Origin of the sequence: Entomobacter blattae (assembly GCF_014672835.1) — a bacterium.
GTDB lineage: Bacteria > Pseudomonadota > Alphaproteobacteria > Acetobacterales > Acetobacteraceae > Entomobacter > Entomobacter blattae.
On sequence record NZ_CP060244.1, the window covers coordinates 761,257 to 782,500 of the forward strand.

Annotated in this window: 24 protein-coding genes and 1 pseudogene; 18 read left to right on the top strand and 7 right to left on the bottom strand. The window is 46.5% G+C overall.

Annotation, left to right across the window (positions count from 1 at the left end):
• Window positions 1–60: 60 nt before the first annotated feature.
• The 4 genes from JGUZn3_RS03460 to JGUZn3_RS03475 all read right to left on the bottom strand — a co-directional run bounded on the left by JGUZn3_RS03460 (window position 61) and on the right by JGUZn3_RS03475 (window position 2,544).
• The gene (locus JGUZn3_RS03460) at window positions 61–657 is read right to left on the bottom strand and encodes a ubiquinone biosynthesis protein COQ9 (protein ID WP_203414335.1); all 597 of its coding nucleotides are present in this window, start codon (window positions 655–657) and stop codon (window positions 61–63) included.
• Window positions 658–732: 75 nt separating this feature from the next.
• Entirely contained in the window at window positions 733–1,548 is an 816-nt protein-coding gene (proC, locus tag JGUZn3_RS03465) for a pyrroline-5-carboxylate reductase (RefSeq protein ID WP_203414336.1), read from the bottom strand.
• The gene (locus JGUZn3_RS03470) at window positions 1,548–2,054 is read right to left on the bottom strand and encodes a type III secretion system chaperone family protein (RefSeq protein WP_203414337.1); all 507 of its coding nucleotides are present in this window, start codon (window positions 2,052–2,054) and stop codon (window positions 1,548–1,550) included. The genes proC and JGUZn3_RS03470 overlap by 1 nt, the downstream gene beginning before the upstream one ends.
• Window positions 2,055–2,280: 226 nt before the next feature.
• Window positions 2,281–2,544 carry an accessory factor UbiK family protein gene (locus JGUZn3_RS03475; RefSeq protein ID WP_203414338.1) on the bottom strand — a complete coding sequence of 88 codons (264 nt, stop codon included), beginning with the start codon at window positions 2,542–2,544 and terminating at the stop codon, window positions 2,281–2,283.
• Window positions 2,545–2,832: 288 nt separating this feature from the next.
• Between JGUZn3_RS03475 and rfaD the strand changes: the two genes are divergently transcribed.
• From rfaD to JGUZn3_RS03545, 15 genes and pseudogenes are all read left to right on the top strand, one after another.
• Window positions 2,833–3,813, top strand: coding sequence for an ADP-glyceromanno-heptose 6-epimerase (rfaD, locus tag JGUZn3_RS03480; protein ID WP_203414783.1), 981 nt, complete (start codon window positions 2,833–2,835; stop codon window positions 3,811–3,813).
• A gap of 144 nt (window positions 3,814–3,957) precedes the next feature.
• On the top strand, window positions 3,958–4,812 hold the full coding sequence (lgt, locus tag JGUZn3_RS03485) for a prolipoprotein diacylglyceryl transferase (protein WP_203414339.1): 855 nt from the start codon (window positions 3,958–3,960) through the stop codon (window positions 4,810–4,812).
• A gap of 7 nt (window positions 4,813–4,819) precedes the next feature.
• Entirely contained in the window at window positions 4,820–5,962 is a 1,143-nt protein-coding gene (locus tag JGUZn3_RS03490) for a class I SAM-dependent methyltransferase (RefSeq protein WP_238996884.1), read from the top strand.
• A complete protein-coding gene (pgeF, locus tag JGUZn3_RS03495; protein ID WP_238996885.1) occupies window positions 5,943–6,761 on the top strand; it encodes a peptidoglycan editing factor PgeF in 819 nt (272 codons plus the stop codon). Before JGUZn3_RS03490 ends, pgeF begins: the two co-directional genes overlap by 20 nt.
• A gap of 3 nt (window positions 6,762–6,764) precedes the next feature.
• A complete protein-coding gene (locus tag JGUZn3_RS03500) occupies window positions 6,765–7,775 on the top strand; it encodes a hypothetical protein (RefSeq protein ID WP_203414340.1) in 1,011 nt (336 codons plus the stop codon).
• A 195-nt stretch (window positions 7,776–7,970) separates the two neighbouring features.
• The gene (locus tag JGUZn3_RS03505) at window positions 7,971–8,903 is read left to right on the top strand and encodes a ribose-phosphate pyrophosphokinase (protein WP_203414341.1); all 933 of its coding nucleotides are present in this window, start codon (window positions 7,971–7,973) and stop codon (window positions 8,901–8,903) included.
• Window positions 8,904–8,933: 30 nt separating this feature from the next.
• On the top strand, window positions 8,934–9,542 hold the full coding sequence (locus tag JGUZn3_RS03510; RefSeq protein WP_203414342.1) for a histidine phosphatase family protein: 609 nt from the start codon (window positions 8,934–8,936) through the stop codon (window positions 9,540–9,542).
• A 474-nt stretch (window positions 9,543–10,016) separates the two neighbouring features.
• Window positions 10,017–10,126, top strand: a pseudogene (locus tag JGUZn3_RS12270) (EF-Tu C-terminal domain-related protein); the annotation flags it as partial.
• Between the two features lie 410 nt (window positions 10,127–10,536).
• The gene (locus JGUZn3_RS03515; RefSeq protein ID WP_203414343.1) at window positions 10,537–11,190 is read left to right on the top strand and encodes a 50S ribosomal protein L25/general stress protein Ctc; all 654 of its coding nucleotides are present in this window, start codon (window positions 10,537–10,539) and stop codon (window positions 11,188–11,190) included.
• A gap of 54 nt (window positions 11,191–11,244) precedes the next feature.
• Entirely contained in the window at window positions 11,245–11,820 is a 576-nt protein-coding gene (gene pth / locus JGUZn3_RS03520; RefSeq protein WP_203414344.1) for an aminoacyl-tRNA hydrolase, read from the top strand.
• 6 nt (window positions 11,821–11,826) lie between these two features.
• Window positions 11,827–12,921, top strand: a complete 1,095-nt coding sequence (ychF, locus tag JGUZn3_RS03525) for a redox-regulated ATPase YchF (protein WP_203414345.1) — start codon at window positions 11,827–11,829, stop codon at window positions 12,919–12,921.
• A 106-nt stretch (window positions 12,922–13,027) separates the two neighbouring features.
• The gene (locus JGUZn3_RS03530; protein WP_203414346.1) at window positions 13,028–14,308 is read left to right on the top strand and encodes a glutamate-5-semialdehyde dehydrogenase; all 1,281 of its coding nucleotides are present in this window, start codon (window positions 13,028–13,030) and stop codon (window positions 14,306–14,308) included.
• 10 nt (window positions 14,309–14,318) lie between these two features.
• Window positions 14,319–15,002, top strand: a complete 684-nt coding sequence (locus JGUZn3_RS03535) for a nicotinate-nucleotide adenylyltransferase (protein WP_238996886.1) — start codon at window positions 14,319–14,321, stop codon at window positions 15,000–15,002.
• Window positions 15,003–15,057: 55 nt separating this feature from the next.
• On the top strand, window positions 15,058–15,459 hold the full coding sequence (gene rsfS, locus JGUZn3_RS03540) for a ribosome silencing factor (protein ID WP_203414348.1): 402 nt from the start codon (window positions 15,058–15,060) through the stop codon (window positions 15,457–15,459).
• 1 nt (window position 15,460) lies between these two features.
• Window positions 15,461–15,919, top strand: a complete 459-nt coding sequence (locus tag JGUZn3_RS03545; RefSeq protein ID WP_203414349.1) for a 23S rRNA (pseudouridine(1915)-N(3))-methyltransferase RlmH — start codon at window positions 15,461–15,463, stop codon at window positions 15,917–15,919.
• A gap of 345 nt (window positions 15,920–16,264) precedes the next feature.
• Here JGUZn3_RS03545 and JGUZn3_RS03550 read toward each other — a convergent pair whose 3' ends face one another.
• Together JGUZn3_RS03550 and JGUZn3_RS03555 are read right to left on the bottom strand one after the other, a co-directional pair.
• Window positions 16,265–16,972, bottom strand: a complete 708-nt coding sequence (locus JGUZn3_RS03550) for a CHAP domain-containing protein (RefSeq protein WP_203414350.1) — start codon at window positions 16,970–16,972, stop codon at window positions 16,265–16,267.
• A 272-nt stretch (window positions 16,973–17,244) separates the two neighbouring features.
• A complete protein-coding gene (locus tag JGUZn3_RS03555) occupies window positions 17,245–17,595 on the bottom strand; it encodes a RidA family protein (protein WP_203414351.1) in 351 nt (116 codons plus the stop codon).
• A gap of 207 nt (window positions 17,596–17,802) precedes the next feature.
• Here JGUZn3_RS03555 and JGUZn3_RS03560 point away from each other — a divergent pair, with 207 nt between their 5' ends.
• Both JGUZn3_RS03560 and JGUZn3_RS03565 read left to right on the top strand, forming a co-directional pair.
• A complete protein-coding gene (locus tag JGUZn3_RS03560) occupies window positions 17,803–18,474 on the top strand; it encodes an MBL fold metallo-hydrolase (protein WP_238996887.1) in 672 nt (223 codons plus the stop codon).
• A 154-nt stretch (window positions 18,475–18,628) separates the two neighbouring features.
• The gene (locus JGUZn3_RS03565; RefSeq protein ID WP_238996888.1) at window positions 18,629–19,264 is read left to right on the top strand and encodes a DUF192 domain-containing protein; all 636 of its coding nucleotides are present in this window, start codon (window positions 18,629–18,631) and stop codon (window positions 19,262–19,264) included.
• Between the two features lie 64 nt (window positions 19,265–19,328).
• On the opposite strand, the gene dps is transcribed toward JGUZn3_RS03565, so the two are convergent.
• Window positions 19,329–19,826, bottom strand: coding sequence for a DNA starvation/stationary phase protection protein Dps (gene dps / locus JGUZn3_RS03570; protein ID WP_203414352.1), 498 nt, complete (start codon window positions 19,824–19,826; stop codon window positions 19,329–19,331).
• A gap of 325 nt (window positions 19,827–20,151) precedes the next feature.
• Between dps and JGUZn3_RS03575 the strand changes: the two genes are divergently transcribed.
• The gene (locus tag JGUZn3_RS03575) at window positions 20,152–21,126 is read left to right on the top strand and encodes an NAD-dependent epimerase/dehydratase family protein (RefSeq protein ID WP_203414353.1); all 975 of its coding nucleotides are present in this window, start codon (window positions 20,152–20,154) and stop codon (window positions 21,124–21,126) included.
• The last annotated feature ends 118 nt before the right edge of the window (window positions 21,127–21,244 follow it).

Here is a 21,244-nt window from a genome sequence, read left to right on the forward strand (position 1 = left end):
AATAAGGGTAATTGTTTTTTCAGTAAAGAGGGAAAACGCTAAAAATGCGCCAATAGTCCACTAAGAAGAAGATTTTTTTGCAGAAAGGGGAGGCTTTTCCAAGATTAAAAATGGAAATTTAACCAATCGTCCTAAAGCAGAGTCTAAGGCGGCCATTGTTTTGGAGAGATCATCGGTTTTATCCTGCGCCCAAATACGGAGGGTATAAAACCACACGGCAATAAGGCCCTTGACAAAGGTATGCCCTTTTAGCCCAGAAGTATCGATTTGTGCAGCCTCTGCCATCCATTTCATACTCAGGGCAATGTGGGCTCCACTCCATAAGCTCAGGCAGGGGTTAAAGGGGAGGGTATACATGAGCGCCTTAATACCAGGGCGATAGCGTTGCAGAACATCAAAACGGCTCATCAGCAGGTCAAAGAGTTTTTCTCTGGGGGTGGTTTCGTCTTCCTGCGCTTGCTGAAGGGCAGCTTGGTCGGCCTGGGCGTTTAAGGACAGCAGGATATGGGCTTTAGAGGGGAAGGCCTGGCGAGCTTGTTCGATAGGATAACCCGCCTGTTTGGCAGCTTGAGCGAGGGTCATCCGGGACCAGCCTGTTTTGGCAGCACAGTCCATACAGGCTTGAAGAAGAGCGTCTTGAAATGAATCCATTGTCATGGTCATGGCATGGTCCTCGTCGTGAAAGGGAAAAGAAAGAGAGAAGAGACACTGCAGACATCTTTTAAACTGGCCTTATTGGTTTAGTTCTCTCGAGCGTTCACAGGCGGCTTGAAGAGCCCGCTCAAGCGTTTCAGGCCAAGCCGAAGGCTGCATGAGCACCGAAAGGGCAGCAGCGGTTGTTCCCTGCGGGCTGGTGACTTGTTGCCTGAGTTCTTCAGGTGTGAGGGCGGAGGTTTTTAGAAGAAGACTACTTCCATATAGGGTTTGTGTTACCAAGCGATTGGCCAAAGGCTGCGGGAGTTTGTAATTTTTGGCAATGGTAAGCAAGAGTTCTGCCAGATAAAAGATATAGGCAGGCCCACTACCGCTGAGGGCAGTAACAGCATGCATAAGGTCTTCATGCTCAACCCAGGCAAATTCTCCAGCACACTCAAAAAGGGCTGCACAGGCTGCTTTGATGGGGTCTGATATGTTTGCTTCTGCGTAAGCCACGCTCATTCCAGCCCCAATGAGGCTAGGGGTGTTGGGCATAACGCGGATAATGGGTGTTGTAGGCGTAAGGCCAGCCCGCAGATAAGCCACTGTTTTACCCGCTAGAATGGAGATGACAGGACTGTTTTTAAAACGATTTGGAAGAGAGGTAAGGGCTTCCATGGCTTTAGCCGGTTTAACAGCCAAAATGATCATCTGCGGCGTAAAATGGTCTGGAATCTCTTTGACGGAGGCGGAAAAAATATGCTGGGTTGATGAAAATTTTTGGGTTAGCTCTTCTTTATGGTGATCAACCACAGCTGAAGGAGGAAGAGCGTTCTCGACCCAGCGCGAAAACAAGGCCCCGCCCATTTTCCCACACCCAATAAGCATTAGAGAGGGGAGTGGGTTTTGCACTAGGCCTCTCCCTGGCAGTCAAACATACAGGATTCGAGGGCTTGGAGAGGGGTTTTACCGCCCCATATGACAAACTGGAAAGCGGGAAAATATTCCTCCCAGGCTTTGAGAGCAAGGTTAATCATCTCTTCTGCATTTTTCACAGAAAAAGTATGTAATCCATGGAGAAGTAAGGTGTGGCGGAACAGCAAGGTATTATCATGGTTTTCAAGGCTGAAATACCCCATCCAGAGTCGCTCGTTGATCCGGCAGACTAGTTCATAAATTTGGTTTAATTTGTTGGATGGAGCCTTAAAATCGGGGCTGCAGCTAAAATATAGGGCATTGAGCTCTGAAGACCAGGAAAAGAACAGGCCATAATGGCTCCACTGCCCGGGGGCCTCAGCAGCAACCTCATCATCGCTTCGTCTTTCAAACAGCCAGTTCAGGTTAGAGAGGACTCCTTCTAGGAGATCGAGAGGATTCTGCAAGGTATGCTCAGAGGCCACGGTTATTTGTTCGGACATAGGGATGGCTCCCAAAAAATCAGTTGAAAACTGAAGAGAATGTGAAGGGAAAATCTGAAACGAGAGGAAAGGCTCTAAAGGCTCTATAAAAGATATAAATGGCGATAAAACCTTGGGTACTATTTCAAGAAAAGCGTATTATTGAATAACAGACCTTAACTTATAGTGTATGTGTCAAGAGATCGTGTATGTGTAATAGAGGCTTAGTGCCTACAAACAAATAGGGTTAAAGCTTACTTTCAAGGGTTTTAATACGCGTTTCGAGCTCGTCTATCCGTTTTTCCAGGTTTTCTTGGCTCAGGCGGGATTTTGCAATTAGGGCATTGGCAATGTCAAATTCATCATGCTTAACCAAGTTGAGCTTGGCGAGTATTTCATCGAATTGACTTTGGACAATGGAGGCAATTTCTTCCTTTACACCTTCCAGTAGGGAAAAGGCCCCACCGGCAATTCCTGTCAGGTCATCAAAAAAGCGTGGTTTTTGACCCATTTTTCAGCCTCATATAATTAAAACAACAACGAAAATAAAAAACTCATTTTTTTCAATTTAGCCTAAAATCCCTGAATGGGGCAACCTAAGTTTTTTGTGCGGACAGTTCAAGCACTCTTTACAAGCTTTTTCAGCACCCTCTTTGCCGATAACGGCTTTCTCGCCCTTTCTTTGGCTGAAAAGAATCAGTATAAAGTGGGCCCAAGGCTAGTGGCAAGGCTAGCGGGAAGTGAGTTTCCCAACCCAGTGGGGTGTTTGCATGGACGGGTACGATTAAGGGCTAACGCGATGATTGTCATTACAGGTGGGGCAGGTTTTATTGGGTCGTGTGTGCAGGCCGCTTTGCAGAGAAAAGGGTTGAAAACTGCCATAGTGGATTGGCTGGGTTTGGAGGGGAAATGGAAGAATTTGGCTGGCCATGAGCCCGAGCATTTTGTTTTGCCTGAAGAGATGGAATCGTTTCTGGCTGCCCATCAGAAAGAGATTGAGGCCATTATTCATATGGGAGCTATTAGCGAGACAACAGCGCAAGATGGAGACCTGGTTTTTAAAACCAATGTCAGACTCTCGCAGGTTTTGTGGCAATGGTGTGCGCGCTTTCAGAAAAAGTTCATTTATGCATCATCTGCGGCGACTTATGGGGGGGCTTTTCGAGATGAGGAGTTTGCTGATGGATTGGAGAGTTTGTCAACGCTTCACCCCCTTAATCTTTATGGGTGGTCAAAACATGTTTTTGATACGTATGTCCGCCAAGAGGTGGCTTTAGGCCAGATACCCTCGCAATGGGTAGGGTTGAAGTTTTTTAATGTCTATGGCCCTAACGAGTACCATAAGGGCAAGATGATCTCTGTTATCAAGGTGAAATATGACGAAATCTGTCGAGGGATATCTCCTCGTTTATTTCGTTCTGACAGGGAGGGACTGGCTGATGGGGCCCAGGCTCGTGACTTTATTTGGGTGGGAGATATTGTAGCTCTTATAGAATGGCTTTTAGACCATCCAGAAGTCAATGGCCTGTATAATTGTGGAACAGGCCATGCCCGAACCTATCTTGACCTGGCCCATGCGGTGTGTGAAGCAGCAGGGGTACCCCGAAAGGTTGAGTTTATTGAAATGCCCGAGGCATTAAAAGGGCAGTATCAATCCTATACTTGTGCAGACATGCACCGCTTGCGTAAAGCGGGTTATCATGCTGCATTTACTTCCCTGGAAGAGGGGATACAGCGATATGTGACCCAATATCTGGCCCAAGGTTGTAAGGGTTTCTAGGAGAAAGCCCGTGAGAAGGAGAATTTTATGATCATTTGAGAGTGTTAACGGTTTTACCCTATACCATGGTGGCGGAGTTTGTGTCATAGAATAGAGGAGAGATAGTGGACAACCCCTTAACGGGTGGTTTGAAAGGATACCTCGATGCTCCCTGTTCTGATGTTCCCACAGTTTGACCCGGTGATGATTGCCTTTGGTCCGTTGGTTATACGCTGGTATGCCATGGCCTATATTGCAGCATTAGTGATGGGTTGGCTCCTGGTGCGCAAAATGGTCTATTGGCCTCCCCAGGCAGCCACCTCCCTTCAGGTGGATGATTTTTTAACCTGGGCGACATTAGGGGTCGTGCTGGGGGGCAGGCTCGGATATGTTCTGTTTTATCAGCCGCATTATTACCTGACCCATCCCCTTGCTATCCTTCAGCTCTGGCATGGGGGAATGTCCTTTCATGGTGGGGCTTTAGGTGTGATTATCGCCCTTATCCTTTTTACATGGCGCAATGGTTTGAGTTTTCTGGCCTTTTCGGATCGGGTGGTGGTGGCGGTACCAATCGGCTTAGGTTTGGGGCGCATTGCCAATTTTATCAATGGGGAACTTTGGGGGAGGGCAGCGCCAGAAAATTTGCCATGGGCTATGGTTTTCCCCCAGGCCGGTTCTATTGCTCGTCACCCTTCAGAGATTTATGAGGCTTTATTAGAAGGGGTGCTCTTGTTTGCCCTTTTGTTGTTTATGGTCCGAAAGGACTCTGTGCGGGCGTATCCAGGGCTTCTGTCAGGGGGGTTTCTTTTGGGATATGCGCTTGTTCGGGCCTTTGCAGAATGCTTCCGTGAGCCTGATTCCTTTTTAGGTTTTCTAGCGTTTGGCACCACAATGGGGCAGCTTTTATGTGTTCCCATGGCGGTTTCTGGTATTGGTTTTATTATTTACGCTTATCGGCATCCCCCCATTTATAAGCCCCTTATGACCCAGCATGAAATGACCCAGCACGAAGGAGGATAAATCAACCTTGGTTTTTGCATCTTCTGGGGAGAACCCCTTGGCGGTCGAGCAACCTTTGCGTCTGGATCAGTTCATGGCACGGGCCAACGCGCTTTATTATGCCCAACATGACCCTTTTGCCGATTTTACAACAGCACCCGAAATATCACAGTTATTTGGAGAGATGATCGCTTTATGGTGTATCAGCACGTGGCATGCCATGGGCAAGCCCAAACAGGTTCTTCTTGCCGAGGCTGGGCCTGGTCGTGGCACGTTGATGGCGGATTGTCTGCGTGTTATTTCCCGTGTGCAGCCTGCCTTATACCAAGCCATCAGTATCCATTTGGTGGAAACGTCCAATCGCCTAAGGGCAATCCAGCGCCAGGCTCTTCTTTCCTATGCAGATCGTTCCCAAAACTGGCATGATACATGTACGGCTTTACCAGATGGTGCTTTGATTTTCATAGCCAATGAGTTTCTCGATGCCCTGCCTATTCGCCAGTTTCGCGTTCTGACGCCAGAATGGAAGGAGCGTTATGTTCATAAAGAACAATGGGAAGAGCACTCAGTTGCTCAACACCCTGAGGCCTTACGGTGGGTTGTGGAAGCGGAAGAGGGAAAAGTGATGGATCGGCGCGCCCCTATCCAGGAGTTTTTTTTTGAAAAGGATATTCCCGAGGGCAGTATTATAGAATGTAATGAGCCTGCCCAGCAGGTTATAAGCCATCTGGCCCAAAGGCTACAGCACTCTCAAGGGGTCGCTCTTTCTCAGGGGGCCGCTCTTTTCATTGATTATGGTTTTACCCATTTTGCGTTTGGGGATAGCTTGCAGGCCCTTTATCAGGGGAAACCCTCTTCGCCCCTTCATCATGCAGGAGAGGCTGATCTCACTGCCCATGTGGATTTTTATACTCTAGGAAAAATAGCCCGCTTTTATGGATGTCAAACCGGTTTTGCAGAGCAGGCCCAGTTTCTTTCCCAGTTGGGAATAGCAGTACGCCTCTCACAGCTCGTTACAGGGAAAGCTGAGGATGTACGTCAGACGATTATCGCCGGTTATAACCGATTAGCTGGAAAAGGGGCTGATCAGATGGGAGAGCTGTTTAAGGTTATGGTTATGGCCTCTCCTGCGCTTCAGGGGATAATAGGCTGTGGAACATGGGGAGAATGATATGGAGAATGGCCAAGATAAAGGCTGGTTTTTAACGTCCTCTGGTTTGAAAGGGGTGACTCATGGTTTTTTCACCCGCACGGGGGGGGGCTCTCAGGGGGATTATGCCAGCCTGAACTGCTCGTTACGATCGGAGGATTCTCGGGAAAATATACGGGAGAATATGGCGCGTATCAGCCAGGCTATGGGGGTAAAGCCTGCTCAGCTTGCCCGGGTCAGGCAAGTGCATGGCAATAAAGTTGCCTGGGTTAAAACATTTTCTTCTCCCACTGAGCCTATGGAAGAACGGGAGGAGGCCGATGCTATGGTGACGACAACCCCAGGTGTGGCCTTAGGAGTTGTGACTGCGGATTGCGCTCCTGTCTTGTTGGCCAGCCCTGCGGGTGAAATGGTAGGTGCTGCCCATGCAGGTTGGCGCGGAGCTGCTGGGGGAGTGCTGGAAAATACTGTTCAAGCTTTTATGGATCAGGGTTTTGCTCCAGAACAGATTCAAGCGGTGATTGGCCCTTGTATTGCCCGCGCCAGCTATCAGGTGCAGGCTGATATGAAAGCCCAGGTTGAAGGACACGATGTTGAGGCCAAAAGTTTTTTTTTCTCTCAGGCGGATGGTTCCTACCTGTTTGACCTTGCCTGTTATTGTCAGCATCGTTTAAAAAAGGTTAATGTCTCGGCCATGATTTTGGGCCAGGATACTCTTAGTCAGCCTGAGCGCTTTTTCAGCCATCGCCGAAGGGTTTTGCTGGGGCAGAAGGCCTTGGGGTTACAAATGTCTGTTATTGTCTGTTTGGGTAAAAGGTAGAGGATGAAAAAAGAAACTAAAGGGCTGGTCACGGCTTTGAGTATGGCTAGTATGGTGTTCCTGGCTGGTTGTGTAGATATCCCCCGCCCGTTTCGTCATCCCGATGAAGCCACCCAGAAATTATCCTCCCCCCCTCCGAGCAGGTTGGTGATTGTGCCCGCCACTCAAACTTTGCTGGATAATAAAGGCTCAGAGCTTTGGCGGCAGGATATGGTTAAGGCGCTTGTCAGCCAAACTGTGCCGGTTGTTGCCCGTGAGGCCTCAGAAGGGGATTGGCTTCTTGCGGTGAGTGCATCCATAACCGGCAATCAGGTGACACCCTTGTATGTGATAACAGACCCAGGGGGAAAAGAGCGTGCCCGTAAGCAAGGCGAGCCTGTAGCAGCCAATTTATGGTCGAGTGGAGACCCTGTGTTTTTGGATGCGGTGGCCCAGCAGGGAGCGGTTGTGGTTTCAGGCATGCTAACCGGTATCCAGGCCCAAACGATGGCGCAAGATCCAAAAAGCCTGAAAAATAGGGCTGCTAAAGTGTATTTTGTTGGTGTTAAAGGGGCACCGGGTGATGGCAATATCAGTATTGCCCGCCAATTCTATAAAAGCTTTCCTGATAAGATGAATATCATTCAAACTACTCCGAAGGAGGCTGATTTTACAGTTTCATGCCAGGTAAGTGTTACGGCAGGAGCGAAGGGTACAACAGGCCATCCGCTTGATAATGTAGAAATTGTCTGGACAGTGTTAAACAAAGAGGGAAAAGAGGCTGGGAAGGTTTCTCAGCTTAATGCTGTTGCTGCCCATTCCCTAGATAAGTTTTGGGACAGTGTGGCGACTGTTGTCGCTGAAGAAGCTGCTGGCGGTATCAAGCAGGTTATTACGAATAATTCTGGGCGCAACAATCGCCCCTTGCCAGAGCCGAATGCACACTCTCCTTCATATCCCTCCATAGGGGAGGAAGAGAAGGATAGGGGTCCTAACGATATTCAGGCTAATAGCTCTGCCAAAAACCAGGAATAGAAGGCCAGGAGTGGGGGGTTAGGCATGGGGGCTATGTCTTTGTGGTGGTGACAGCCCTTTTGACTCCTGCTAAATTTATCGTGATTTGAAGAAATATATTTTACCCGAATTTTAGTGGATAGTCAGAAAGCAAGGTTAGGTCTCATTTCGAGGTTTTAAAATGAAGGCATAGCTGGAAATGTGGAGAAGACTTTAATGAAGATTGTAGCCTGTAACAGCAATTTGCCTTTGGCCCAGGCCGTGGCAGAACAGCTTGATATTCCGTTATGTAATGTGTCGGTAAGGCGATTTGCAGATTTAGAGATTTTTGTAGAAATTTATGAAAATGTCCGTGGGGAAGACGTTTTTGTTGTTCAAAGTACGAGCTATCCTACCAATGATAACCTGATGGAATTGCTGATTACGCTTGATGCCTTGCGGCGCGGCTCTGCACGGCGTATTACAGCCGTTATTCCTTATTTTGGCTATGCCCGTCAGGATAGGAAGTCTGGCCCCAGAACACCGATTAGTGCTAAACTGGTGGCAAATTTGTTGGTTGAGGCTGGGGCAAACCGTGTCTTAACGCTGGATTTACATGCCGGGCAGATTCAGGGATTCTTCGATATTCCAGTTGATAATCTTTATGCTGCTCCCCTCTTTACCCGAGATATTAAAGAACGGTATAGCCCAAAGGATCTGATGATTGTCTCCCCCGATGTTGGCGGGGTTGTCAGGGCAAGGCAACTGGCCAAAAGATTGGATGTTGATCTAGCCATTATTGATAAAAGGCGTGAGCGAGCCGGTGTATCAGAAGTCATGAATGTGATTGGCGATGTTAAGGGCCGTCATTGCCTGTTGGTGGATGATATTATAGATAGTGGGGGCTCCTTATGTAATGCGGCTGTCGCACTTTCGGAGCATGGGGCCTTATCGGTTGGGGCCTATGTTACCCACGGGGTTATGACTGGCCAAGCTGTAGAAAAGGTTGAGGCCTCTCCCATAAAAATGCTAACCATAACCAATAGTATTTTAGCCCCACAAAAAGTGGCTTCATCACAACATATCCGCCAGATTACAATCGCAACCCTCCTGGCAAAAGCGATGCGGGCTGTATCTGATGAAAGCTCTGTGTCTTCTTTGTTTGATTGAGCAAACAGCCTGCAAGTGTAAGGAGTATTTATGATAGACTTGATCCAAAAGCCATACTGGTATTTACGCCATGGCGAAACTGAATGGAATGTACAGGGGCTTTCTCAGGGCAGGACGGATATTCCTTTAAATAAACGTGGGGAGTTGCAGGCCATAAAGGCAGGTGATGTCTTAGCAAGGGAGCTTCAGCCTTCTTCCATGCCTATCACCCATATTGTCACCTCCCCTTTGGTGCGGGCACGCAAAACAGCTGAACTTGCCGCAGAAGCTATTGCCCGCCAAGGTGGCCCCAGGCTGGAAATTACAGAAGATGTGGACCTTCAAGAAGTAAATTTTGGGGACCGTGAAGGTAAACCCATGGGGAATTGGTACGATAGCTGGATAGCAGGGGATTATACTCCGCCGAATGGCGAGCCTTTTGCCGAGTTGAAAGCGCGTGGTATAAAGGCCATTAACGCAGCCCATAAACAAGGAGTTCCTCTTATTGTCTCCCATGGGGCAATGTTTAGGGCTGTTCGGGCTGCTATGCATATGCCCCCCAATGTTCGCCTGCCGAACGCTACCCCTTTATGGATCACGTTTAAGGCAGAGCCTAAAATATGGGACATTGCTGTTTTAGAGCCCGAAAAAGTGGATTAGAAAAAATTAGGCCGCTTTGGAGTGTGTAGAGCCCATATCTTTTGGGCTGGGGCAATGATGTCTCTACTAGCCTCGATTATGGCACGCCCAAAAGGGAAACCAGAAGGGAGATTATTCCCAGGCGTTTTCTCTCAACGTTCTGCTATCAGGGTTGGTGTTGAAACGCTTTAAAAACAAAATGGTTTCGGGTTTTTAATAGCCTGGTTCAATAAGAGTGTTTGGAACTACGCTGCTTGGCGTGACCGTGCAGTGAGATTTGCACCCACGGTCAGTATAACCAGTATAAATAGAGATATAGGGGTGCATAAGGTAGCCAATGAAATAGTTTTCAATTTTCAGGTCGTGTTGTTACCGAGTTAGTAAGATTGAAAGTCTCTCTGGTGAAGCTCTTTGAGCAATATTTCGTTTTTGTTTGATTGAGCAAACAGCCTGCAAGTGTAAGGAGTATTTATGATAGACTTGATCCTACATTTTCTTGCAAAGGTAGGTTCCATTAACCCCCGTAAGAAATTCAAGCAGAAGCTTATATCTTGACAAAAGAAGAAGGTGGTCATCATACTCCATTCTTTACGAACTATCGCCTATAATTTTATTTCCGCCTTATTTTCACACGACATAAGGAGGGATATCCTCATGAAGAGGGGATTATACTCCACCGAATGGCAAGCCTTTTGCAGAATTGAAAGTCTGTGACCAGAGGGCCATTCATGCAGCCACCAAAGAAGGGGTCTTCCCTTATTGTGCCCCAGGCTAGGGTAACGCTGGGGTAACAGCATTAATTCTGCCAGATGAGGCCTGATAGCCAGTCCGGCCAGATCCAGAGAGGTGAAAGGAGAGGGTCATCTCTCTTGGGCCTGGAATCCCTATGCCTAAAAGATCCTGTCCTAAAAGATAAAGAGCGTTTGATCTTTTCGAGTTTCTCGTTTAAATAGATTTTCCACAAGGGCTGACACCCCTGGAGGTCAGCCATTCATTATTAGTGAGGAGCAGTAAAGTGAGTGCCACTTTTACAGTTATAAAAGTTTCATCGCGCGAGAAAGCAGGTAAGGGGGCAGCTCGCGCCGCTCGGCGTCAAGGTCTTGTACCAGCCGTTGTGTATGGCGGTAAACAAGCCCCAACCCTTATCGCCTTGGATCCACGCCTGGTTATGCGCGAATTAAGCCGCCCTGGTTGGCGCTCACGCCTGTTTGATATTCAGGGGGAAAATGGCTCCCTCGGCCGTGGCCTTATGCGTGATATCCAGCTTCATCCGGTTGGGGATTATCCCCTACATGTGGATTTTCAACGCCTTGCCGTAGGCCAGCATATTCGCGTAGAAATTCAGATTATTATTGAGGGTGAGGAAAAAGCACCAGGAATTAAACGGGGTGGCGTTGTCAATATCGTTCGCCACACTGTGGAAGTGAACTGCGATGCAGAGCATATTCCTGAATCCTTTAGGGTTGATATTTCAGGCCTAGATATTCACGATACTATCCGTTGGTCTGATCTGGCGGGAACTGAAAATGTTACCCCTGTGATGCACGATGTTGATTTTGTAATTGTCACGATTGCGGCGCCAACCGTTGAGGTCGAAGCCTCTGAGGATGCTGCAGGTGAAGGCAGTGCAGGCGGTGATGAGAAAAAAGAGGCCTCTTCTGAAGGCTAGACCTAAGGAGACAGTTTTTACAGACCCAATATTGGACTATTAGGAGTATCGGCGATGTTGTTGTGGGTTGGTCTAGGAAACCCCGAAGCAGGAATGCAGCAGCATCGCCATAATATTGGATTTATGGCGGTAGAGCATATAGCTGCACGCCATGGGTTTTCTCCTTGGCGAAATCGCTTTAAAGGAGAGTTTTCTGAAGGTCAGTTGGGGGGGCAGAAGGTTTTTCTGCTCAAACCTATGACTTATATGAACCGCTCTGGCCAAAGTGTGCAACAAGCAGCGGCCTTTTATAAAATCCCGTTGGGGGATATTTTTATTTTCCATGATGAGTTGGACCTTGATCCAGGGCGTATAAAGGTTAAATCCGGCGGTGGAGCAGCAGGACATAATGGCTTACGTTCTATTGATCAGGAAATGGGTGGGCAAGATTATTGGCGTATACGTCTTGGCATTGGTCATCCTGGCCATAAGGATCGGGTGACAGGGCACGTTTTGGGTAATTTTTCTACGGCTGAGCGCCCTGATCTGGAAAAAGAGTTGAATGCCATTGCCGATTCCGCATCCTTATTAGCGCAGGGCCAGAAAGAGGCTTTTATGAGCAGGGTTGCCCTGCTATTACAGGAGAAGTAAAGAGAAATGGGCTTTAACTGTGGCATTGTTGGACTACCAAATGTCGGGAAATCAACTTTATTTAATGCCTTAACCCAAACGGCTTCTGCCCAGGCAGCGAATTACCCGTTTTGTACGATTGAGCCCAATGTTGGCCGGGTTGCTGTACCGGATAACCGCTTGGATATTTTGGCCAAAATTGCAGGCTCCCAGAAAATTTTACCGACCAGCCTAGAGTTTGTTGATATTGCAGGCCTGGTGCGGGGTGCTTCTCGGGGAGAGGGGCTAGGGAATCAGTTTTTGGCCAATATCCGCGAGGTCGATGCCATCATTCATGTTTTGCGCTGCTTTGAGGATGGCGATATTACCCATGTGGAAGGGTCTGTTGATCCTGTAAGGGATGCAGAAACCATTGAGACAGAATTGATGCTGGCCGATCTTGACAGTTTAGAAAAACGCCTGCCAGCTTTGCAGAAAAAAGCCAAAGGAAATGACCGCGAGGCCCAAAGTCAGGTGAGTATTATTGAACCCCTGATTGCAGCCTTGAAGGAGGGCATTCCAGCCAGAAAAGCCATTCCCGCAGGAGAAGAAAAGGCGGTTCGGCAGCTTCAGTTACTCACCAGCAAACCCGTACTCTATGTTTGTAATGTTGAAGAAGACTCGGCAGCAACGGGCAATGCTTTTTCTGAGCGTGTTAAGGAGATGGCAGCGAAGGAGAAGGCGGAAATCGTGGTGGTTTCAGCAGCCATTGAAGCTGAAGTGAGCGTGCTGGAGGCATCAGAACGGACAGAGTTCCTAGAGGGGCTAGGCCTTCAGGAAAGTGGGTTGGATCGGGTCATTTCAGCGGGATATAAGCTGCTCAATCTGGTGACTTATTTTACCTGTGGTCCCAAGGAAACACGGGCGTGGACAATTACGAAAGGGACAAAGGCCCCCCAAGCAGCCGCTGTTATTCATAATGATTTCGAGCGGGGCTTTATCGCCTGTGAAACGATCGCCTATGCCGACTATGTTTCCTGTAAAGGGGAGGTAGGTGCTAAAGAAGCAGGGAAAATGCGGGTAGAAGGGCGGGACTATATCGTCCAGGATGGAGATGTGCTTCTCTTCCGGTTTAATGTGTGATTATATATTCTGAGAGTTTCTCCTTCCAAAATCTGTTTCCAGAATCAGCACAAGAGTCGGAATAACAGCCTATTAAACTCTTTTCTGGCAACCTAAAGGAAAAATAATGGTTGAAGGTCACGGTGTTATGGCTTTTTCTGATCAGGGTATAAACCTTATGTTGCCTTTAGCGCATAAGGCGCGAGAGGTGGGGGGCGTGCTTGCGCAATCGTCCTTGGAGAAACGCAATAACGCCCTGCAGGCAGCAGCTTTCAAGATAAGGGACATGCAGGCAGAGATTTTGGCAGAGAATGCTAAGGATATTGCAGCCTTTACGGGAAATGCTGCCATGCGGGATCGCCTTTTGCTTACTCCTGAAAGGATAGAGGTCATGGCGCGGGGCTTGGAAGAGATTAGCGCCCTTCCAGATCCTTTAAACCGGATTCTTGAGGAATGGGAACGGCCTAACGGGCTGCGCATTCGTAAAGTTACCATGCCTGTGGGTGTTTTAGGTATTATCTACGAAAGCCGCCCCAATGTGGGGATTGACGCAAGCGGTCTTGCCATAAAATCGGGGAATGCGATTCTCTTACGAGGAGGGTCAGACAGTTTTCATAGTGCCTCAGTATTGCACAAGGCGGTGGTCTTTGGTTTGGAGCAAGCTGGCCTTCCTACCGCTACGGTGCAAATTGCTCCCAATAGCAATCGGGAGCGTGTTAAGGAAATGCTTCATGCTTCTGGTATGATAGATTTAATCATTCCACGAGGCGGGAAATCGCTTGTAGAATTCGTTCTTCATGAATCTCGGGTGCCGGTGTTAGCGCATGCTGAAGGATTATGCCATACTTATATCCATACGGATGCAGAATTGGATATGGCCCGTAAGATTTTACTGAATGCCAAAATGCGCCGGGTAGGGATTTGCGGAGCAACAGAAACGTTATTGATTGATGAAGCCATTGCACCGTCTTTTTTGCCTGTATTGGTGGAAGATTTACGGCAAAAGGGATGTGGCTTTAGGGCCGATAAGAAAGCCCGTGCGCTTGTACCAGGCCTGACAGCTGCAACAGAGCAGGATTTTGCTACAGAATGGCTTGATAGTGTTCTCTCTATTGCCGTTGTGTCCAATATTGAGGAAGCCTTGCAGCATATTGCTCGGTATGGCAGCTCTCATACAGAAGCCATTGTGACCCAGAACGAGCAGGCAGCCCAGCAATTTTTAAATGCCACGCAGAGTGCTGTTGCTATGTGGAATGCCTCTACCCAGTTTTGCGATGGGGGGGAGTTTGGTTTTGGGGCAGAAATTGGTATTTCTACCGGAAGACTCCACGCCCGTGGGCCAGTCGGTGTGAATCAGCTGACCACTTTTCGTTATCATGTCATTGGTCATGGCCAAACCCGCCCGTAAGATTTGCCAGGTGCCACTTTCTTCTTCCTTTCATCGGGCTTTGGCTACGCCCTCCCGCTGGGGAGATGGGAGAAGGATTCGTGTAGGTCTCTTAGGGGGATCTTTTAACCCTGCCCATAAAGGGCATATGGATTTAGCGCTTTTTTCATTACGTCGATTTCAGCTGGATCAGGTGTGGTTAATGGTATCACCGGGCAACCCGCTCAAGCCGATTGCCGGTATGGCCCCTTTTTTGCGAAGGTTGGACTCTGTTAAAAGCAAAATTACTTCTCCTCGTTTGATTGCGACTGATATTGAGCAGGCTATACAGAAAAAATATACTTATGAAACCATCAAAATTTTAAAGGCGCGGTTTCCTCATGCCCAGTTTATATGGCTGATGGGCGCTGATAGCTTGATACAGTTTCCTCGTTGGAAGTTCTGGAAACGTTTGGCTGCTCTTGTACCCATAGGAATAGTGCCTAGGCCTAGCTATACTTATAAGGCCTTACACGGTCAGGCGGCTTCCTATTTGCGCCATGGTCGGTTGGGGAGTAAGGCATTTTCTTCGGGGGCCTTTCATCAATTGCCTTCGTGGTGTTTGCCATTAGCCAAAGAAAACCAAATTTCTGCGACCGCTATACGGAAAAAAGATATGGAAAAAAGAAATAGAAAAAGGCTTACAGCGTGCAAAAATACACTCAATGTTTTATAAGCCCTTATAAAATAGAGAACGAGAAAACCGGTTAAAATAAGGATTGAATCCCATTATGGCAACACCAGAAAAAAACAAGATTGAGCACTATCTTTTGCTCGTAAAAGAAAGCCTGGATGAAGATAAGGCCGAAGATATTGTTGTGATCAATCTTGTTGGGAAAGCCTCTTTTGCAGATTATATGGTGATTGCAACAGGGCTGGCAGACAGGCAGATTATAGCAATGGCTGCTCATTTAGAGGAAAAGCTCAAAGAGGCAGGATTAAAGCAAATCAAGATTGAAGGGGCGAATGGCTCATCCTGGGTTTTGATAGATGCGGGGAATATAATCGTCCATCTTTTTAAGCCAGAATGTCGGCTCTTGTATAATCTGGAAAAGATGTGGGGACAGGATTGGGATACGACCCAGTCTGAAAAAGCGGTAGAGCTTTTTAAGCAGTATCAGAACGAATCGTGACATGTATCTGGCTGCAATCGGAAAACTCAAACCCGGACCAGAAAAAACCCTGTTCGACAAATATGCTGTAAGGCTCTTATCTCCTTTAAAAGTGATTGAGATTCCAGAGAAAAAAGGCTCCACCCAGGATATACGGAAAAAAGAATCCGAGGCTTTGCTTGCTGCTATTGCTCCAAACTCTTATATGGTTGCCCTTGATGAAGGGGGGCAGGAGTGGAGCAGTATAGCCTTTGCCGATAGGCTTGCCGTTTGGCAGGCACATAGCCATGAGTTAGGGTTTGTTATTGGCGGAACAGAGGGGCTAACCAAACCCGTGTTACAAAGGGCTAATGCTGTTATGTCTCTGGGGAAAATGACTTGGCCCCATTTTTTGGTAAGGGCTTTATTGGTTGAACAACTTTACCGTGTGCAATGTATTCATCAAGGCCATCCTTACCACAAAACAGGTCGTCCTATCTAAGGCGCAACTTATAGGAATGTCTCTCTCTTATTTTGGTGCGGAATAATCATCTCTTCCGTATAATCTTTTTGAAAGTATCCTTGGCATAATATGGTGACACAATATGGTTGATGTAACGATCAATTAGGGCCCCCAAAATATAACTCACTTTTGACACTTCCTGAATGTTGTCATTCAGGTACTAAATAATAAACGCAAAAAGAGTGGCAATTTTGGAAAAATAAAAGACAAACACTCGCTAAGAGTAGGTCTATGGCCTTAAAAGGCAAACTCAGCTAGAGAATCTTCCTAGAAAAGTGTTGAAAAGAATCTTGCTAGAAGGACCCTTCCTTGGAGGTAGAACATTTATCTTAAGTTACGGTTGGGAGCATCCAAGGGAACAGAAGGGGATAATACGGCCGGGGCTTCAGCAACTTCTGTTGAGAGCATAGGCTGAGAAAGCGGGCCTGAAATGGAATGCCGTGCATAATGATAATGGCTGGGAGTAGTAGTATTTCTTGCTGTAATAATCCCTCCACGAGAAGCACCAGGAGCCCGTGGATAAATAAATCCATAAGTGGGGTAAATACTACCAAATTTTTCGCTATGGCCAATAGCAACTCTTACAGCACTCCAGTCGTTATTAGGAGAGACGTCTACGACGCGAGTGTCCCGGCTAATGCCCCTTTGGTTCCAATGGGATTGGTCTATAACAATAACACGGCTGTTAAGAACTTCTGTTACCACGGCCACATGCCCAAGAGGCATACGCCGGGTAGAGCGGAAATTAAGAACACTGCCAGCTTCTGGGGTATTTCCACGGTCATAACGACCAGCAGCATTCTCCCACCAGTCTACGGCATTGCCCCGTAAGGACACTTCCGAAGCATTCTTTGCAAAGGCCACGCATTGAATAACACGCCCACCATAAGCCCTGTGGCTATGGTTATGGCTATACCGGACATGAAAATGTCTACCATGATGAGATCTAGCAGAAGAATGTGTTGAATATAAGACACAGAACACCGTTAAAAGAGAAGAGAAAAATTTTGTTCTTATCTTCCTAGATGTCATAGCGAGCACGTTCCCTGCCGAAAAATAATTACGGATTTCAAGACTTATTCTTCAGGCAAACTACGTGTAAAATGTTTTATCTGCAAGCCTAAATAAAGAAAGTTGCCAAATTTTTTTATCAAAAATTTTTTATTCCATAGTTTTATGAAAATGACGCCCCCATCAATTGCCCTGATAAGGCATTGTCGAGAAACTGCTTATAATGAAGGCTTTATTATGGGGGCGTAAGTCACGATATGATTAATCTTATCGAATCGAAAAATTGGCTTAGATTATTTTGTTGCAATCAGCATAACTTCTACCAGCATGCGCGGGTCGACCATTTCGGCCTGTACACAAGCCCGGGCTGGGGCTTCACCCTTCGGGAGCCATTCTTCCCATATTTTGTTGAAAATATCTTTATCGGCAATATTTTTAAGCCAAACCTGGGCTTGTAACAGGCGGGTATTGTCGGTTCCATGTTCTTCTAGCAGGGCATCCAGTTGGGTTAAAACACTTTTGCTTTGGCCGGCAATATCAAGCGAAAGGTCAGAAGCTGTCATTCCTTGTGTGAAAATAAAATGGTGAAACTCTACGGCTTTTGAGAAAATGGCTGAGGGAGATGTGCGGATTATTTTACTCATGGCTGTTTATTCCTATAGTTGGGAAAAAAGAACAAAATCAGCTATGGTTTACCCGTTTACAACCTTCTATGTAAAGGGAGGCTTGCCCTATCAAAACTTTACGGTAAGGTTTTTTAAGGCATATTCTGGGCTATGGCTGCGGGGATAAGGAAAATGCTTTTCTTATCTTAAGGGATGCGGCCAGTAATGAAAGGTTGGGTTGTTTTTATGCTGCAGGCACAAGGGATGAGGCTGGATGTTGTTCCCGTGACGATCGCCAGACAGAATTGCTCCATTTTCTGGGAGGAAACCACTAGGACTGCTGTCGTCATCGATCCTGGTGGGGAGGTACCCCATATTTTGGAGAAGATTAGGCAGAATGACCTAAAAGTTGAAATGATCTTGCTGACCCACGGCCATTTTGATCATGTTGGTGGCGCGCATGATTTGCGAGAGATTTTAAGCCAAAAACAAAGGGAGGTAGTTCCCGTCATTGGTCCAGCCCAAGCTGATGATTTTCTTTTGCAGGGCGTGGAAGAACAGGTAAAATTGTTTGGGGCACCCGATCAGAACTTAAAAAATGTGAAGGTAGACCGCTATCTCAGTGGAGGTGAAATCTTAGAAGGGGCAGGGCGCGTTTTTAAGGTTATAATAGTTACTGGCCATACTCCAGGGCATGTTGCCTTTTTCGATGAAGCCAATAAAACTCTGCTCGCTGGTGATACGCTCTTTGCAGGCACCATTGGACGTACGGATTTTCCTTATGGAAATCATGATTTACTGGTGAGAGAAATTAAAACGAAAATTTTTCCTTTGGGAGATGACATCATCGTTTTGCCCGGCCATGGGCGGCCTACTAAAATTGGCATTGAAAAACAGAGTAATCCGTTTTTAACATAAGTTCTTAAAGGGTTTTGGGATCAGAGATTAAATTTTTACGCGATCATACGATTCTAAGCGATGGTGAAGGGTTACGGAAATACGAAGCTCGTCAGAGAGGAAACAGACTAGCCTGAAAATACTTGTAAAGTCATGAAGAGGTGGTAAGACAATTATGTTCCGAAAGAGAGATATTTTATATCATAGTACTATAATAATGCTGGTTGGCTTTTTGGGGGCAGAAGGAACAGGCGTGAATTTTCTTGCCCTTACCCAATCTGCTTACGCCCAGCCCGCTCAAACAAAAGAGGGTGCTGCAGAGGAAGGGCATGCGGTGCAGGCCGAATCCTCCCCTCAAAAAGAACTTACCAAGGAGAAGTTGGTCATTACAGACCATGCCAATCATCAGCACGAGTTTTTAGTTGAGTTGGCCCTTACCCCAGAAGAGCAGCAAAAGGGAGAAATGTTTCGGACCTCTGTGCCAGAAAATGGTGGTATGTTGTTTGTATGGCCTCTGCCACAACGAAGCCAAATGTGGATGAAAAATACCCTGGTGCCTTTAGATATGGTTTTTATCTCACCAGAAGGGGAAATCCTATCGATAGTGGAAAATACGGTTCCTCACAGTTTAGCACAGATTGATAGTTATGGGTTGGTTAAGGCTACTTTAGAGCTCAAGGGGGGCACAGCGACCCGTCTTGGTTTACAAAGGGGCGATAAAATATCTTCCCCCTCTTTAAAAGAAGCGCATCTTCCCTCTTCGGCATCGCTTCCAAAGGCTGTGTCTAATCGGCTCAATAAGAATCAGTGAAGAATGGGTCCATAACAAGAAAGGGGCATTATGCCCCTTTCTTGTTATGGAAGGTTGAAAATCCTTACTTTTCATCATAGACAAGAGATTCAAGGAACCAAAGTTGTTTTTCAATCCCACGGGAAATTTCTGTAAAGATATCAGCTGTATCCATATCCCCTGCCTCATCTGCTGCATCAATATTTTCACGGATAGACTGGGTAAAGGCTGCATAACGTTCAATCAGAGCATGGACATGGTCTGGAATTTTCAAAACGTTAGTAGGGTAGGTTGGAAGCTTACTTTTAGAAACATCTGGCACTGTGCCTAGAGCGATACCACCAAGGGCTGCAACACGCTCTGCCATAGTGTCATTAAAATTATCCAGCTCGCCTCTAAAAGTGTCCAGCATGGTGTGAACACCATAGAATGAGCTTCCCTTTATGTTCCAATGGGCTTGCTTAATGGTGAGGGCAAGGTCAATTCCATCAGCCAGTCGTGCATTAAGAAGTTGGATTGAAACAGTTTTGGTATTAGAAGGCAGTGAATTCCGTGTGGAACGCAATGAAGGCTTTGTTGTCATAATAAAAACAATCTCCAAGTTTTTTCAATTTTTAAATACAATACAAAGGAAAAGTAAACGATCACTCTTCCTTCTTGAAAAACGTAAACTTTGTTCAACCGTATGATCGGTATTATAAAGGTTCTTTCTTGTTTTTATAGATAGGCATTTTATTCTATCGTGAAAAGGGTATAGCTGGTTTTTCTTTAAAGGGTTAAGAAAATAAATAGCATAGACTATGACTGGACTGCCCAGAAAAGGGTCAAAATATGAAATATTCATTGAGGGCTCAGCGCGGCAGAGAAAAAGCAGCAGAGAAAAACAGGAAGTTGTTAAGGAAATTAGTGTGACAGTCGTTATCACAGGTGTGGCAGGGTTTATTGGGTTTCATGTTGCGCAAGCGCTTTTGGCGCATCACTATCGTGTTATCGGTGTCGATAATCTTGTTCCTTATTATGATCCTACCTTAAAAAAAGGCCGCCTGGAATTATTGCGCCGACATAAAAATTTTATTTTTAAAGAAATTGATGTTTCTTTAGCCGAGAATGTAAAGGCTATGGATCCTTACAAAAAGGATGTTCGTTTTATTATTCATTTAGCAGCCCAGCCTGGGGTACGCTACTCTATGGTTAACCCGTATTCATATGTTACGGCCAATGTTATGGGGCAGTTGGTTATGCTAGAATGGGCACGCACTCTGCCGGGTTTGCTCCATTTTCTCTACGCCTCTTCTTCTTCGGTCTATGGGTTAAATACTGAGCTCCCCTATGAGGAAAGCAATAGGGTAGATCAGCCAGCCTCACTTTATGCGGCAACCAAACGATCGGCCGAGCTTGTATCCTCATCTTATTACCATATTTATGGGCTTCCCCTTACGGGTTTACGATTCTTTACGGTTTACGGGCCATGGGGGCGCCCAGATATGGCTTATTATATGTTTGCCAATTGCATCAGGGAGGGTAAGCCTATTACCCTCTACAAAGGTAAAAACCTCTCACGGGACTTTACCTATATTGATGATGTGGTTTTGGCGATTCTTTCCATTGTCAAAAAATCAGAAGAAAAACCCGCAGGTTTTCAACCCCGGGCGATTCTTAATATTGGGAATCATAAAAGGGAAGCCGTTACCGATTTGGTGCATTTGTTGGAGACCAACTTAGGAAAAAAAGCCAAAATAAATTATAAGGACCGCCCTGTTGCCGATATGGAATATACTTTTGCCAGTATTAAGGCGATGGAGGATGATTATGGCTGGTCCCCCACAGTAGGTTTAAGTGAGGGGATAGCGTCCTTTGTTTCTTGGTATATTTATTTTTATTAGTTTTGGTGTTTATGGGGTTGACGTTTGTTGGTTTGGGTGTGTATAGGGTTTTTTGTGATCTGAGTGTCGGTTTTATTTGTTTGACATTTATGGTTATGTGGTATAGAGGTATATCCCT